The sequence below is a fragment of the Robertmurraya phoenicis genome (assembly GCF_047302285.1).
Taxonomy (GTDB): domain Bacteria; phylum Bacillota; class Bacilli; order Bacillales; family Cytobacillaceae; genus Robertmurraya.
Genome location: NZ_CP154845.1, coordinates 4,312,501 through 4,329,537 on the forward strand (window position 1 = coordinate 4,312,501; position 17,037 = coordinate 4,329,537).

Annotated in this window: 9 protein-coding genes, 1 tRNA gene and 2 riboswitches; of the genes, 1 reads left to right on the forward strand and 9 read right to left on the reverse strand. The window is 37.7% G+C overall.

Annotated features, from left to right (window positions below; translation table 11 throughout):
- Window positions 1-201: 201 nt before the first annotated feature.
- The 7 genes from ptsG to AA0X71_RS21600 form a co-directional block, all read right to left on the reverse strand.
- On the reverse strand, window positions 202-2,253 hold the full coding sequence (gene ptsG / locus AA0X71_RS21570) for a glucose-specific PTS transporter subunit IIBC (protein ID WP_413357316.1): 2,052 nt from the start codon (window positions 2,251-2,253) through the stop codon (window positions 202-204).
- Between the two features lie 230 nt (window positions 2,254-2,483).
- Entirely contained in the window at window positions 2,484-3,326 is an 843-nt protein-coding gene (gene glcT / locus AA0X71_RS21575; RefSeq protein WP_413357317.1) for a glucose PTS transporter transcription antiterminator GlcT, read from the reverse strand.
- 287 nt (window positions 3,327-3,613) lie between these two features.
- The gene (locus AA0X71_RS21580) at window positions 3,614-4,942 is read right to left on the reverse strand and encodes an NCS2 family permease (protein WP_413357318.1); all 1,329 of its coding nucleotides are present in this window, start codon (window positions 4,940-4,942) and stop codon (window positions 3,614-3,616) included.
- Between the two features lie 137 nt (window positions 4,943-5,079).
- A riboswitch (purine riboswitch) is annotated at window positions 5,080-5,181 on the reverse strand.
- A 98-nt stretch (window positions 5,182-5,279) separates the two neighbouring features.
- Window positions 5,280-6,830, reverse strand: a complete 1,551-nt coding sequence (gene guaA, locus AA0X71_RS21585) for a glutamine-hydrolyzing GMP synthase (protein ID WP_413357319.1) — start codon at window positions 6,828-6,830, stop codon at window positions 5,280-5,282.
- A gap of 186 nt (window positions 6,831-7,016) precedes the next feature.
- Window positions 7,017-7,118: riboswitch (purine riboswitch) on the reverse strand.
- 48 nt (window positions 7,119-7,166) lie between these two features.
- Entirely contained in the window at window positions 7,167-9,377 is a 2,211-nt protein-coding gene (locus AA0X71_RS21590) for a transglutaminaseTgpA domain-containing protein (protein ID WP_413357320.1), read from the reverse strand.
- Window positions 9,377-10,597 (reverse strand): DUF58 domain-containing protein, encoded by a 1,221-nt coding sequence (locus AA0X71_RS21595; protein WP_413357321.1) that lies wholly within the window; start codon window positions 10,595-10,597, stop codon window positions 9,377-9,379. Before AA0X71_RS21595 ends, AA0X71_RS21590 begins: the two co-directional genes overlap by 1 nt.
- A 1-nt stretch (window position 10,598) precedes the next feature.
- Entirely contained in the window at window positions 10,599-11,555 is a 957-nt protein-coding gene (locus AA0X71_RS21600; RefSeq protein WP_413357322.1) for an AAA family ATPase, read from the reverse strand.
- A 602-nt stretch (window positions 11,556-12,157) separates the two neighbouring features.
- On the opposite strand from AA0X71_RS21600, the gene AA0X71_RS21605 reads away from it, so the two are divergent.
- Window positions 12,158-12,231: transfer RNA gene (locus AA0X71_RS21605), tRNA-Arg, on the forward strand.
- 318 nt (window positions 12,232-12,549) lie between these two features.
- On the opposite strand, the gene AA0X71_RS21610 is transcribed toward AA0X71_RS21605, so the two are convergent.
- Together AA0X71_RS21610 and AA0X71_RS21615 are read right to left on the reverse strand one after the other, a co-directional pair.
- On the reverse strand, window positions 12,550-13,635 hold the full coding sequence (locus AA0X71_RS21610) for a J domain-containing protein (protein WP_413357323.1): 1,086 nt from the start codon (window positions 13,633-13,635) through the stop codon (window positions 12,550-12,552).
- A 481-nt stretch (window positions 13,636-14,116) separates the two neighbouring features.
- Window positions 14,117-17,023, reverse strand: a complete 2,907-nt coding sequence (locus AA0X71_RS21615) for a type I restriction endonuclease subunit R (protein WP_413357324.1) — start codon at window positions 17,021-17,023, stop codon at window positions 14,117-14,119.
- Between the last annotated feature and the right edge of the window lie 14 nt (window positions 17,024-17,037).

The window sequence follows — 17,037 nt, forward strand, 5'->3', positions numbered from 1 at the left end:
ATAATCTGTTGCAAAAGCAGAATCTCATTCTATCATATATATATTCTTTCGTCTACTGGCAATTAACAACAGCCTCTCTCAAAGACGACTTCCTTATAATATCATCCACACAATAATAAAGCAACAAGAAAATACATAGAAAAATTATCCAATTTAAAAAGTCGACCTCTCCGAAAAGAGGCCGACCCATTACTTCTTACATTAAGACTTTGAAATTTTGATAATATCCGCTTCACCCATATCTACTTCACCTTGCTTATTGAGAACAACTTGCTCTCCTTCAGCTAGGTTCGTAAATACAACTGGTGTCATAATAGAAGGAACTTTATCTTTAATCGCTTCAAGATCTACCTTTAATAAAGGTTGTCCCTTTTGAACACGGTCATCTTCTTTTACTAGAGCTTCAAAACCTTCACCTTTTAAGTTAACTGTATCGATTCCTACATGAATAAGAATTTCTCGACCAGAGTCAGCTAAGATTCCTAAAGCATGCTTAGTTGGGAAGAAGTTGACGATTTTACCGTCGACTGGAGAAACGATAACTCCTTCAGTAGGCACAATCGCAAAACCATCACCCATCATTTTTCCAGAGAAAACAGCGTCCGGAACTTCTGTAATCGGTTTGATTTCACCTTTTAATGGTGATACAAACTCATCGTTCCCTAATTTCATATCAGCTGGAGTCACATCTTCTGTCTGATTGGCGCCTTTAACAGGTGCTTTTTCAACTGGACGAGGTCTCTTTCCTTCCATTATATCTTTCATTTGTCCCTTAATGGTTTCAGAGCGTGGACCAAAGATTGCTTGAATATTATTTCCTACTTCAAGAACGCCAGATGCACCTAATTTTTTCAAACGATTTTTATCGACATTTCCAATATCATTTACAGATACACGAAGACGAGTAATACAAGCATCTAGATGAGAAATGTTTTCTTTTCCACCCATTGCGTCAAGAATATCGTAAGGTAGGTCACTTGTCTTTCCTTGTGGACCTTCTTCACTTACATCCTCAACTTCACGCCCAGGTGTTTTTAAGTTGAACTTACGAATCGCAAAACGGAAGCCAAAGTAATAAATGACCGCGAACACTAAACCAACTGGAATAACTATCCAAGCATTTGTTTGCGGGTTAATTAACCCAAACAGAATATAATCGATTAAACCACCAGAGAAAGTCATACCGATTTTTACATTTAAAAGATGCATTGTCATGAATGATAAACCAGCAAAAATCGTATGGATACCAAATAAAACAGGTGCTACGAATAAGAATGAGAATTCAATTGGTTCTGTAATACCTGTCAAGAAAGCAGTTAGAGCAGCAGATGCCATTAATCCACCGACAACTAATTTTCTTTCAGGACGTGCTTCGTGATAAATCGCTAAAGCTGCTGCTGGTAAACCAAACATCATGAATGGGAATTTACCGGTCATGAAGGTACCAGCTGTTAAATCTTGAACATTGTCTGTAATTTGAGCCATGAAAATACGTTGGTCACCACGAATTAAGTCTCCTGCTGCGTTTGTATATTGACCAAACTCATACCAGAATGGTGAATAGAAAATATGGTGCAATCCAAACGGAATTAATGCACGTTCAATAACACCAAAGATGAATGCTGATAATGTTAAATTGGCGTGAACCATGTTTTGCGAGAAAGCATTTAAGCCATTTTGGATTGGTGGCCAAATGATAAGCATCAATAATCCTAAAAGGACTGCCGTTCCCGCTGTAATAATTGGTACAAATCTTTTCCCTGCAAAGAAACCTAAATAGGACGGGAGTTCAATTTCATAGAATTTATTGTAAAGAGATGCTGCGATAATTCCGATAATAATACCGCCAAACACACCTGTTTGTAGGGTTGGAACTCCAAGGATACTAGCATAATTTAGACCATTAACGTCGTCTGCGGTAATTCCTAAAGCTGTTCCCATTGTGACATTCATGATTAAATAACCGATGATCGCCGCTAATCCAGCTACCCCGTCACCACCAGCTAATCCAACAGCTACCCCTACTGCAAATAATACTGGTAAATTACCGAAAACAATGTCCCCAGCATTTTGCATAATAGCAGCTACCATATCCACGCCACTATTATCTAAAAATGGCGCTAACTCTAATAAAGCTGGGTTTCGAAGCGCAGCTCCTAGTGCTAACAAAATACCTGCTGCTGGTAAAAGCGCTACTGGTAGCATTAATGCTTTACCAACTTTTTGTAACACACCAAACATTTTTTTGAACATGTTGTAAGCCTCCTAAAATATTTTCAACTCATTAAGTTTTGCTAATAAATCAACACACAAAAAAGGCATGAGGAAAAAATAACTGAAATGAGCTATTTGGGTATAGCGTACCCTCTTAACTCAAATTCAATTACATTTTTCACTCATGCCTGATCGAATCAGTAACACGTGGTATTCTAGCCGAAAGCGAATTCAATTATATATATGAAGACATCTTACGGAAATTTAAACTATTTAACTTTTTTTTGGAGCCTTTGTAAATGCATCGTTAAATATACCGCTTCAGCATTATATACTGGCTTCTTCAATTCTTGTTGCATCACCTTAATGAGTTTCCATGAAAGATTGTAACACACCGGATATTCTTCCTTCAAGAGCAAACTTATTTTTTCTGGCTCTTCTACTTTTTCTCCAGCATGAACCCGTTCAATCGTAAAACGTATATGTCGGACAAGGCGCATATAATCAACACTTTCCTTGTCTAATTTGATATTTAATCTTTCTTCGATCATATTTACTAATTTCGTAACCAGCTGCGAATGACGGTTAACATCCGAAAGATTTTTATTCATAACCGCCGAATGAATATGTAGAGCGATAAAGCCTATCTCTCCTTCTGGAAGCTGGATCTCTGTTTTTTCTTCGATCAATTTCACAATGTCACGGGCAACATCATACTCAAACGGATACAGCGCTTTCGTCTCTATTAAAAAAGGGTTACTCATTTCCATTCCTTTTGAAAGTCTTGAGACCGCGAACAATAAATGGTCCGTTAAAGCGACATGGATATGCTCGTTCAGAGTGGCCCTTGTTCGCTCCTTGATCAATTCAATACATGAAATGAAGACCTCTAACAAATCATTCTCCAAAAAAGGTAAAAGCTTTATATAATTTTTCTGCTCCTTTTCATCCTTTAAAACAAAGAGCTTTTCGACGACAGACGGATCAATGCTGTCTCCTTGCTTGCGATTGAAGCCAATCCCTTTTCCTATGATGACAACTTCCCCATAGGTTGGATGATTCCCTATTAACACATTGTTATTGAGCGCTTTCAATACTTTTAATTGACTCATCGTTTCTCCTCTTTCACCACACTCATTCCTTAATGCTATATAAAATCCAGCAAAGAATCAACTAAAAAAAGACCCTTTTCACATACTTTGTTGCTTCTGGAGAGTAATAAGCCATTATCTTCTCTCAGGGATTAAAAAGAGGAAGCGAAAAGTGCCGTCATACAATTAATGTATAGCATATTGGTAAAAATTAGCTTCTGGGTTTTTACGAAAAACCACAATCTATTCGAAAACAGCAAAAAAAAGAACCACACAACGAACGTGTGATTCTTCATATCGATCGTTCCTTATTTTAAGAAGATAAAATAGAGAACAAAGATGACAAATAATCCGTACATAATTGGGTGAATTTCTTTTGCTCTTCCTTTTACTAACATTGTAATTGGATAGAAAATGAAACCAATCGCAATACCCGTTGCAATGCTATAAGTTAATGGCATAGCAAGAATAGTTAAGAAAGCAGGAACCGCAATTTCGAACTTCGTCCAATCAATTTTTCCAAGAGAAGCAACCATTAAGACCCCAACAATGATTAGTGCGGGCGCAGTGACTGCAGACGTAACCACTGATAATACTGGGAAGAAGAATAACGATAATAAGAATAAAACAGCTGTTACGATTGAAGCAAATCCTGTTCTCGCACCTGCAGCAACACCTGCAGATGACTCGATGTAAGAAGTTGTAGTAGATGTACCCAGTACAGCACCTGCCACAGTTGCAGCTGAATCAGCAAAAAGTGCCTTACCAGCGCGAGGTAACTTATTATCCTTCATAAGACCAGCTTGGTTTGCAACACCAACTAAAGTTCCTGCAGTATCAAAGAAATCTACAAAAAGGAATGTTAACACAACAACGAGCATTTGCGTTGTAAAGAATGAACTATCCCCAAATGCACCAAATGCTGCACCAAACGTTGGTGTTATGTCTGGAATTGAATCAACAATTTTTTCTGGAGTATTAATTAAACCAAAAATCATTCCAACAATGGCTGTAATCACCATACCGAAAAAGATTCCGCCTTTAATACCTCTTGTCATTAAAATAACTGTCACGATAATTCCAAAAACAGCAAGTAAAACATTTCCATCATGGATATCGCCTAAAACCACTAGAGTAGCATCGTCATTGACAATGATTCCGGCATTTTGAGCACCAACAAATGTTATAAACAAACCGATACCAGCACTTACAGCATACTTTAATTCAGCCGGAATGGCATTTATGATTTTTTCACGAATTCCTGAAAGAGTTAACAAAATAAAGATAAGTCCGGAGATTAATACTCCACCTAATGCGTGTTGCCAAGGAATCCCCATTGTTAACACCACTGTAAAAGCAAAGAAAGCATTCAAACCCATACCTGGAGCTAAAGCAATTGGATACTTTGCAAGTAATCCCATTAAGAGAGAACCGATCGCTGCCGCCACTGCGGTTGCTACGAATACCGCTCCCATATCCATTCTCATTTCATCTGGTAAGTCTGGAATATCTGCTAGAGAAAGCATAATTGGGTTTACAACTAAAATGTAAGCCATTGATAAAAAGGTTGTTAAACCACCGATGATTTCACGTCGATAGTTTGTACCGAGCTGTTCAAACTGGAAATAATTTTTCATTCCTTCGATTCCCCCTAATTACTTGTCATCGTTACTTCATATATTCAAGAAATAAAAAACGCCCCACTTATACCAGGAGCGTTGACAACGAGTTTATGAAATAATCGAAAAAAGAGAACAAATAATAGCATTAACCGTTCGATTATCACTTACTTCGTAGTCAAGCCATTTACGGTAGCCTGGTAGAAACTTTTGGGCCATATCCCCAATATTATACGATGTATACGACTTTATTAAATTCTTTTTCATTTTAGCAACAACACTTGCCTACGTCAATAGAAAAAACGAACATTTTTTAATGTTCGTTTTCGAATGTTCGTGTATTTTACAAAATATTCTATTCCCACTCAATCGTTGCAGGTGGCTTACTTGTAATATCATACACTACGCGGTTGACATGACTAACTTCGTTCACGATACGTGTTGAAATCACTTCAAGGACATCCCAAGGAATTCTTGCCCAGTCTGATGTCATTCCATCAATGGAAGTAACGGCACGGATTCCAATTGTATAGTCGTATGTTCTCGCATCTCCCATGACACCGACACTGCGAATGTCCGGAAGAACGGTGAAGTATTGCCAAATGTCACGATCTAATCCAGCCTTTTTAATTTCTTCACGTAAAATCCAGTCAGATTCACGCACAATTTCAAGCTTGTCCTCTGAAATTTCTCCTAGAACACGGATTCCAAGACCTGGTCCTGGGAAAGGCTGTCTCCAAACAATCTCATCTGGAATTCCTAATTCTGTTCCTAAAGCACGAACTTCATCTTTAAAGAGGGTATTTAACGGTTCAATTAATGTAAATTGCATGTCTTCTGGAAGACCACCGACATTATGATGTGATTTAATCGTCTGTGCAGTCGCTGTACCACTTTCGATAATATCCGTGTATAGCGTACCTTGAGCAAGGAAATCAATTCCTTCAAGTTTCGTAGCTTCATCATCAAACACGTAAATAAATTCATTTCCGATAATTTTACGTTTTTTCTCCGGATCGCTAACCCCTTGAAGTTTGGATAAGAAACGGTCTTTCGCATCGACTTTAATGACGTTCATATTGAAACCATCAGCAAAAGTTTTCATCACGCTGTCCGCTTCCCCTTTGCGTAATAAGCCATGGTCAACAAAAATACATGTTAATTGATCACCAATCGCTTTATGAATCAAAACCGCCACAACTGAAGAGTCTACCCCACCACTTAGAGCACAAAGTACTTTTTTATCTCCAACGGTTTGACGGATTTTTTCCATTTCAATTTCAATGAAGTTCTCCATTGACCAATTGCCTTTGCATTCACATACATTGAAAACAAAGTTCTTTAACAGTTCGTTTCCATATTGAGAATGGCGAACTTCTGGATGGAATTGAACCGCATAAAGGTTACGAGACTCATCACTCATTGCTGAAATGGGACATGAAGGACTTGTTGCATCAACGGAAAATCCTTCAGGTGCTTCAACAACTAGGTCACCATGACTCATCCATACAATTTGTTCCTGTGGAAGCTGACCAAAAATTCTAGTCTCATTTTCAATCTTAATTTCTGCTTTCCCGTACTCACGGTTCTTAGCCGGTTCTACCTTCCCATTAAAATGCTGCGTCATTAGCTGCATGCCATAGCAAATCCCCAAAACTGGGAGTCCTAATTCAAAAATTGCTTCATCAGCACGGAAGGAATTTTCATCATAAACGCTGTTCGGACCACCAGAGAAAATAATTCCCGTTGCATTCATTTGCTTAATTTCTTCTGCCGTGATCGTATGTGGGTGAAGCTCACTATACACACCAAATTCACGTATTCTTCGCGTAATTAATTGATTATATTGACTCCCGAAATCCAACACGACAATTTTTTCTTGACTTTTCAAACCTTCAATCGTCATCTCTTACGTTCACCTCATTATTCGTTCTCAGTCTAGTTTGCCTCAATATTCCCTTATAAACTCCATCTAAAAAGAGCTTCTATACAACCTCATAAACGGTACCTTTATCCAGTCCCTTAATAAAAAAACTAGAATCCCCCCTCATAAAAAATGATCTGAAGGCAGAATTCTAGTTTCATAGCACAAATAGAATGATCCTGCCTTCATAGTCAAATCATTTAAGGTGATTCGGTAGAGACTCTCGGACCATATTACCGAGGATATATGAAGGATTCATGTATTAAACGCTCATCGTTTCCAATTAAGACATATTGTAACAACACGAAGATCGGCAGGTCAAGCTATTGTTTTTTTAATTAAATTTTCCCACAATTCTTTAGTATTTTCCCAACTTCCATCTTGTAATTTTCCCTTATAAACATATTGCTCATAGGTGGAAGTTAAAGCGCTCATTTCTCCACTGGAAAAATAATAATCGATATAGCGAGCATACTCTCTTAATGTCTGTTCTGGTTTTCTCTTTAATCCATATCGCTCCAATTGCTTCAGTAACGTAACATAAGCGACAGGGAAATCCTCATCCTTCTTCCTTTTCTTAAATCGGAACAGAAGATAGTATGGAAGCCACTTTAATCGTTTCAGATAGGTGATATAGGAAATCAACGCTAGAATAATAATCGTTCCAGCAAACCATTCCCAACTCTTTTGTAAAAATTGTTTGATCTCATCCCACGAATCACTCCATGTAAAAGTCGAAGTTGAGGATCTGGCAGTCTCCTCTTTTTCTTCTGGCTTCTCCACTTCAGGGGCTTCTGGTGCTTCCAAAACATCATCTTGCTGATCCGTTTGCTCAGTATTGAGGTCATTGGAAATTTGAACATTATTGGAGAACCCTTTAGTTGGTTCAAACGGAACCCAGCCTACCTCAGGGAAAAATACTTCGACCCAAGAGTGAGCATTATTATTCGTGATCTCGTATAGCCTTTGTCCTGAATCGGTCATTCCACGAAAATCGCCTTCCGTGTAGCCCTTTACCCAACGGGCAGGAATGCCAATGGATCGTAGCATCACAACCATCGAAGTTGAAAAGTTATCACAATATCCCTTTTGCGTTTCAAAAAGAAATTGGTCGACATAATCCTCGTTTCTTCCAGGAACAGCCACATCCCGTTGGTCATATTGGAAATCGACGCGACCAAAATATTGTTCAATCATTTTTGCTTTGTCATACCAATTTTCTTTATCCTGAGTCAACTCAATTGCCAAGTCCCTTACTCTCTCAGGTAACGAATCAGGTAACTGTGTATAATGCTCCATAAACTCTTCTGTTAAAAGCGGATGGTTTTGATCCACCGCACTCGTCATTCTACTCATACTAAATCTTGGAGATTCATATTCCACTGTATATTGACCAATTCCAGGAAGATTACCTAGCTCTGCGCCATATATTTTTTCCAAACTTACATCCACTTCATAAGAATGACCCACATCATTTTCGACATGCTTTAAACCTAGTGGATAGATAATGTGTGGATACTGAGCAAGCGGTCTAACGATCGCAGTTCGTTCATCCACTTTCATTTCCTCATCTGAATAACTGGAGATCGGAAACTCTTCATCCATATCAAAAGCGATTCTTTCTCCATTTTCTTCTGCAGATATCCAACCTTTCCCTGTATAGACATCCTTCGTTTCTACCTTCCAATATTGACGATGATCCGCTTCAGTCTCATACACAACCGTATCATCTGGTAAAAACGGACCTCCAAGATTGGTATCATTCTCTCCATAGCCTACTTTTTTTGCTCCGGTCAAACCTTCACCACTATCTTGTGAATAAGACTTAATATATGGAACCGGATCCGGCCAAATCGGACTTGCCTTCGGTGCAATATACCCAATAATAACACTGACTCCTAACATCACTACGAATGGAGCAAGCCATTTTTTCACAAAACCAGGTGGCATTTGTAATTTTTCACGGTCTAAAATGCGATAAAACGTCAGAATCCCCATAAGAGCAAAGCCCACTATGATTGTTCGTACAATCGCAAATTTCGCTTCATATGGGGTAAATGTATCAAGAACCGTAATATACAACAACGTCATGAAAAAGAAGATGAAGATTTGCTTACGATTGATGAGCCAGTAACGAAGTAAATAAGCCATCAGCCCAAGCAATATGAAGAAAAGAATACTGCGGAAATCATCAGTTAAGGAAGTCCAATCCCCTTGAAAAACCGCTCGCATATTATCGATTAAGCTATCTGCAATAGTGAGAAGCCATTTTAATCGAAAAAAAGACCCTTCGTAATACAAGAAATTAATCGTGTAAAGAACATATATCAGCTTAATTCCATTACGTAAAAACACATTCACTTTCAGAAGTGCTAAAACAAGAGAAACGACTAAAAAGATAATAAAAACACCTAAATTCGCCGTGTCTGTTAGCTGCTCTAACGGTCTTAGCCACTCCCATAATAGAAAAAAGCCACAAATGTATAGACAGACATTCAGCATATTGCTTTTCACTTTTTCTCCACTCATTATCCCCTATTCACCTCCGAAAAGGCTTTAGAAAAATGACCAGCGTGAACGAACATCACTCGTACCCCTCTTGCATTCGCTTCACTTTTCAAAACGATTTCTTTTTCAGTGGCCACTTCTTTTTCTTCTTTTATTAAAAATATCGTCAAGCTTCCTTTTCTCGCCGAAAACTGACTCGCTTTTTCGACTAACTCTCTTGTTAATTGAGAAGTGATGAGCATGATGGAAGCATTTTGCCACATCATAAAACTCTCACTTTCAAGTACGGTATCTAATGTAACCGAGCTCCGATCCTTTATTTTCGCCAAGTGGTAAAATAACTGCTGTTGATAGGCTTCACCACTTTGAATCGGAAATTGTCCTCGTTCCTCACTATAAGTAAGAAGTCCAACTTGAGCACCTTTGCGCAAGATAGCCCTTAAAAGTGAGGCAGTAAAGGAGACAATGGCTTCAAACCGCTTTTCTGGAGCGCAGTCCATGATTAAAAGAACATCATGAGATTTTCTCTGTTCAAACTCTTTCGTCATAATATCATTTCTTTTCGCTGATGCCTTCCAATTAATCCAAGAATAACGATCCCCTGGCTGATATTCACGTATCCCAATCGCCATTGACGTATCGCGCTGAACCCTTTCCTTCGACGCAGTCATCCCTTGTTCATAGTGATTATCCATCGGTCGATACAGCAGATCTTTATAAGGAGGGTAAACGATGATTTTATCGTCCTCTGTTTCAAAATGGATTTGTCTTTCCACGAGCCCTAAAGGGTCACCAAATCGAATATGGATCCCTTTTAAGTGGTGCTCTCCTCGAGGGAGAGATTGAATCGTATACTCAAAATCGATTTCCTTCCGAAAATGGGGAAATACGAAAGCTTTCATCTGACTTTTTTGCATCGGAGCTAGTAGTTCATTACTTAAGTCATCCTCGATTATCATATAAAAAAGAGGAAAAGATGAGGGGCGCTTCAATTTGATTTTCACGTTTAGCTTTTCGCCTGCATGGTATTCTTCTTTCACAAGCTCTCTTTTCACTGTCAATTGCTTAACCCCGAAGAATACCAGGACAATGCTGTACACGGCGAACGGAAGAAAGCTGTAAAATAAAAACCAACTTACAAATCCACCTTGAAACATCGCATAAGAAAAAGTCACCACTAGTAAAAATAAAAGGACTAAAAGCTTCCAAATATGCTTCATACGGTTTAGAAAATCTCTCATTTTATTTCACTAGCCTTTGAACCGGAATAGGCACACGAGCTAATACGCGTTGCATAACATCCTCTGCAGAAATCCCTTCAAACTTCGCCTCCGATTTTAAAATAATTCGGTGAGCCAACACATATGGTGCTAAAAATTGAACATCATCCGGAAGCACATAGTCTCTTCTATACATATAGGCATAAGCCTGTGCCGCCTTCATAAGTGCAATCGATCCACGAGGACTGGCTCCTAAATAGACATTGCTGCTTGATCGTGTTTCATTGACGATATCAACAATGTAACGTTTTAACGTATCGTCAACCGTTACTAGTTTAATATTTTCTTGTAGCTCACGAAGGTCATCTAAATCGATCACAGCTTCTAGTTCTTCAATCGGAGTCGACGTTTGAGCCCGACTTAATACTTCCATTTCTTCTGCGATATCTGGATAGCCCATTTTCATTTTTAATAAAAAGCGATCGAGCTGTGCTTCTGGCAGTGGATATGTTCCTTCATACTCAATTGGATTTTGAGTCGCCATAACAAAGAAAGGTTTTTCGAGTCGATGGGTTACACCGTCAATCGTCACGCTGCTTTCCTCCATCCCTTCAAGCAACGCAGATTGAGTTTTAGGAGAGGTCCGGTTAATTTCATCTGCTAAAATAATGTTGCCCATAATCGGTCCTGGTCTGAATTGAAATTCCAGTTCCTTCGGATTGTAAATCGAAACACCTGTTACATCAGATGGAAGAAGATCAGGGGTAAATTGAATACGTCGAAATTTGGCGTTTACTGATTTAGCAAGTGCACGAACCATCATCGTTTTCCCTACACCAGGGACGTCCTCAAGGAGTACATGACCCCCAGAAAGCAAAGCAACCAAGCTTAATTCTGCCACATTTCTTTTTCCAATCATGACTCTTTCTATATTCTCTAAGATCTTTCCGATCGTTGGATTCATTTCTTCGTGTGTCATGCTTTCCCTCCCGCAATTTACTTTTGATGTTTTCTCTATCATACCTTAATTTCGCCACTATTCTGCAAAAATCCTCTTAAAAGGAGAAATTTAACAGTACGTTAATATGGTCATTTAAAATTTATCAGTTCGGTCGTTCTCTACTCTTACCCTCGTTTGTTGTCCTAATAACCTTGTATTATTGATGTAACTCCTGAGAGCTTGTTCTACTTCTTGCTACAGTCGAGTTAGTAGTTTGATATTGTCCGAAAGTTTCTATTATGGTAACAGATGTTTTAAGGGTAATACTTGACCTTTTCTGAGAATAACTTATAATAGTTAATGCCTGCGCATTGGAAAATATGGGTATCTCAAAGAGATGCAGACACCACTCCTTGAGCAAGCTACCTGAAATCAGGACGACAGTTTCCTTTTGTGCGAACTAAAAAGCGTCCATTTTACCTTATATGTCCCAGTAGCTCAGTAGGATAGAGCACGATCGAGTATGCTTCCTTGGTTTTTCCTCAGCGTACTGATTGAGCCGCTTCTTGAGCAAGCTACCTGAAATCAGGACGACAGTTTCCTTTTGTGTGAACTAAAAAGCGTCCATACTACCTTTATATGTCCCAGTAGCTCAGTAGGATAGAGCAACAGTTTCCTAAACTGTAGGCCGGGGGTTCGAATCCCTTCTGGGACGCTTAAAAGCCTTGAGATATCAAGGCTTTTTATATTGGTTTATAGAGCCATTCGATGAATTGCCGAAAATTTGCCGAAAATGAAATTTGTATTTTTCATCAATTTTTAATACAGAGTTTAAATTTCATCTGGTATTACTTTCACCCTAATATTAAACTCCAAAAAATCTCTATCACTAATGCTCTCTACAATTTTCGAAACTGCCGTTCGAGTTCAATCGAATTTACATAATGGATCTATAATCCACTAACATCAAATCCAATTAAATATGCAGAAACTCTTGAGGATTTTCTTAGAATTTCATCTATCAATTTTGGTATTATCTAACTTTAAGGTTATTGCTAATATCTGACCAACCCGTTACCTTCCCATCACTAAAAGTTATTGAGGAAAGGTCATATCCCCATCTATCACCTATGATAGAGCTAGGAGTTCCCATTGCATCAATTACATTTTGATAAGAACTACCTAGTGTAAATGAACTAACATTTAAATCTTTTTTCTCTATATTTACCTTAAGGTTATTGCCAATATCTGACCAACCTGTTACTTTTCCATCCCTAAAAGTTATTGAAGAAAGGTCATAACCCCATCTATCACCTATGATAGAGCTAGGAGTTCCCATTATTTGTTTGACTTCATCTGGCGAAGAGCCTAGCGTAAAATAGGATTTGTCTTGTGAGATAGTTTTATTTTCCTCGTTTATATTATTTCCATTTTCGGTTTCAATACCGGTGATTGGTTTAGTACTAATTTCAGAGCGCCTTTGTTCTAGTTCATTAATATAGTTCGCTTGTTCGTTAAAGTCCTTTAATACTGTCGTAAGCCGGTCTTCTAATATTGAATTGTCATGTAATAACTTATTATATTCCTCCTGTGAATATAAATAGGATTCTAGTTCTTCAATAGGCTCTAAATCACCTACTATATTTTCAAATAGATTTTTATCAAGTAGAAGAATTATTAGAACAAAATTTAAGATTACTGAGAAAATAGCAAGAACACGCCAAACTTTTAATTGGCTAGTATTAAATTGTGGTTTTTCAGATTTTTCCTTATTATTACCTTCATCAGCATTATCTGCTCTCTTACTTTTTTCATTATCTTCTTCCTTTTGTTTCTGTTTACTAGTATTTTTATCAGTTTCATAGTTTTTTTGATAAGTTCCATTTTGATTATTTGCTTCTTGTTTTTTGTAGGAGTCATACATTTTATCGTAATTCATTCTTTTTAAATGACTGTTTAAGATGTCAAACGCTTGTTTTAAAAGAACAAACTCCTCATTACTCCCACCAGCATCTGGATGATATTTTTTTGCCTTATTTCTATATGCCTTTTTAATTTCGTCTTTGGAAGCATCTTTTGATACACCTAACAGAGTATAGTAATCAATAAAACTATCCATCAAAACACCCCAAAAGTACTAATAATATCTAAACTCAATTTACATCACATTGGAAATTTTTTCAATGCGAATTGCCTTCATACCAAATAAAAGCCATATATGAGCACTATTGTTTCTTCAGAAAGAGTTAAATCTCAAACCTTACAAGTTTTTATTTCTGTTATTAAGTTCAATTCTCTTATTATATTAAATTCTTGCTTCTCCGCCACTTTAATTTTCGCAATTAATACACTTCTTTAAAAAATTTGATCTTACAGGATTTAAACTGATTGTTACTGTTGATACTATTAGCAATCACATTAGCCCTCTAAAATACAAAAAGGTCAATGTCTTGGTTGTCCAAAGCATTGACCTATAAGTTTTAGTTTTTTATTGCGGTGGTCAGAGTCGATATTAACTTGTATTCCTTAATATTATAAGGTTTCACACTTGTAACGTGTAAAATGATTAGATGTTTAATCTTGTAAAGTTATTCTAATTACTAATAGTACATCTCTACATAATTATATGATTTATCAAACAATTCTTTATCTTTAATCTTGTATTTCACCCAAATCACGCTACGCAAAGCTTTCTTAACTTCTTGCTTACCGGTTGTTGTACTTTGCCAATCTGGGAAACGGACAATTTTTACAATATCATCTATGTCATTTACGATTCTTTCAACGATAATAGGGGTATTCCTATTCTTTACACTATTAAATAGCTCTGTAAGGGCTGCTTTACCTTTATCAATTTCTTCTTCGGGTACAGTTTCTTTTTCCGCTTCTGCCGCATCCTTCGCAAGTTCAAGAAGTCTTTTTAAGAACTCAACACTAGTAATTAAGCCTTGTTCATGTCTTTCTCTTAATTCTTCAAGTCTTTCCCCTAATTTAATGAATTTCGGGTCTTTTCCGTGTTCTTGGATTCTGGCAACAAGATTAATTTCAATTCTCTTAGCCACTTTGTTTGGATCCTTTCGTCCTTCAAGGTATTCATCAATAATATCCGCATCAAGACGCAAAATGTCTAAGTCATCATGGACCTTATATACACTCACATTTTCATGTACCAATTCGATTGTTTTTGAACCAAGAGCGGCCCAAATGAGTGCACCTGAACCATTTGTTGGTTTTACCGATTCATAAACTTTGGTGAGCCATAAATAATCGTATTTGAATGGAACTAAAAACTGATCTGGGGAAAGTGCATCCCATGCCCGATTGAGTACCCGATAATCGGCTCCGAACTGGTCTTTTTCTTTGTTTGTAGGTAGGCATTCTTGCGCCGCAACAAGCCCCTCCCATCCTTCAACCGTTCGATCAACTCCATAAAAATATTGCAAACACTTTTTCATCAGTTTCGGTAATTCATTTTTAACGTCATCAATGTTTGTAATAACCTTCTGAACACTTTTTTCATCAAAATCAAGAGCATTTGCAACATTGTCAAATATTCCGATATAGTCAACAATAAGTCCGTGTGTTTTTTCCTGACCATATACACGATTTGTACGACATATTGCCTGTAAAAGGGTATGATCTTTCATAGGTTTGTCCAGATACATCGCTTGAAGAATCGGTGCGTCAAAACCTGTTAATAATTTTGATGTAACGATCACCAGTTTAAGAGGGCTATCCTTCTCTCGAAAATAATCCAGAAGTTTCGCTTCTGCATCACGATCTCGGCGAAAAGCTTTGTATTTGTCTTCTTTGTCATTATTTGTATCCATGACAACTGTTGTTGCTTCTTTACCTAGTAATTTATCAAGCTCTTGCTTATATAACAAACAGCATTCACGATCGTAACAAACAACTTGTCCTTTAAATCCGCTAGGTTCAATTTTTTCTTTAAAATGTTTGGCAATATGTTCACAGACTTTCTTAATCCTGTCTGGTGATTTCATGACTGCTTCAATCTTAACACGGCGAGCGAGTTCACTTTTTTCCTGTTCAGTCAGGTTTTTTGTCAATTCATCAAAAGCTAAATCAACTGCCGCTTGATTAATGTGTAAATCAACTGGTACCGCTTCAAAATGCAATGGTAAGGTTGCATTATCCCTTATAGAATCAGAAAATGAGTAACGACTCATATAGCCAGATTTATCTTCTTCTGCTCCGAATGTATAGAAGGTATTCTTGTCTATACGATTAATAGGAGTACCAGTTAAGCCGAAGAAAAATGCATTCGGTAAAGCCATACGCATTTTTTCTCCCAAGTCACCTTCTTGTGTTCGGTGAGCCTCGTCTACCATTAGAATAATGTTATCTCTCTGATTAAGAACACCATCCACCTCACCAAACTTAAATATAGTGGTGATGAGGATTTTTCTCATATCCCCTTTGAAAAAGCTAACCAGATCTTCTTTGCTACTTGCACTCGCTAAATTGGGGATATCAGACGCATTGAAGGTAGCAGTAATTTGAGTTTCAAGGTCAATTCGATCATCCACAATAACAACAGTAGGATTTTTCAGTTCTGGAATCATCCGAAGTTTTTGTGCCGCAAATACCATAAGAAGTGATTTTCCACTCCCTTGGAAGTGCCAAATAAGACCCTTTTTCGGATAGCCCGCTTTCACACGTTCGACAATAAGATTTGCCCCTTCAAATTGCTGATAGCGACAAATGATTTTATATTTCCGATATTTCTTGTCCGTAGCAAATATCGTGAAAAACTGAAAGATATCCATGATGATTTCAGGTTTAATCATGGATAGAACACTGCGCTCAACATCAGCAAGTGTGCCTTCAGCTTTGTTTTCGGCAGTGTGCCATGGCCCCCATAGATTGATGGGCATGCAAACGGAACCGTAACGATAATGCTTTCCTTCGGAGGCAAAATTAAAAACATTAGTCACAAACATTTGGGGAATGCTTTTCTCATATGCAGAAATATCACCAGCCCCGTCCATCCAAGTGATAGCACCTCTAGTTGGTGTTTTCAACTCACCGATAGCAATTGGGAACCCGTTAATAAGCAATACAATATCCAGTCTCTTCCCGCCATCTTCCTTGGGGAAAACCCATTGATTGGTGACAACATATTCATTATGAGCCATATTTTCTTTTGTAAGCGTACCAAAAAAACGGATTGGAACCATTCTTCCATCTTTACCAAATGGATATGAATTTTCTTCAAAAACTAACCTTTTGAATAACTCATTTTGGGTAACTAAGTTATGTGGTTGCACAGATAGAATAACCGTTCGTAGCTTATAGATCACTTCATCAGCGCGCGTTGGATCTTCAGCTATTTCAGGATTGAGCCGAATAAGTGCCTCCCGGACCATAGGCTCAACCATTACATCAGAATGTTGACGTGGAAGCTCTTCTGCAGGAATATATCCCCAGCCGTTCTTGCGTATTTTATCTATTATCATTTTTTCAAAATCATGCTCAGTAAACATAGTTTTCACCTCCG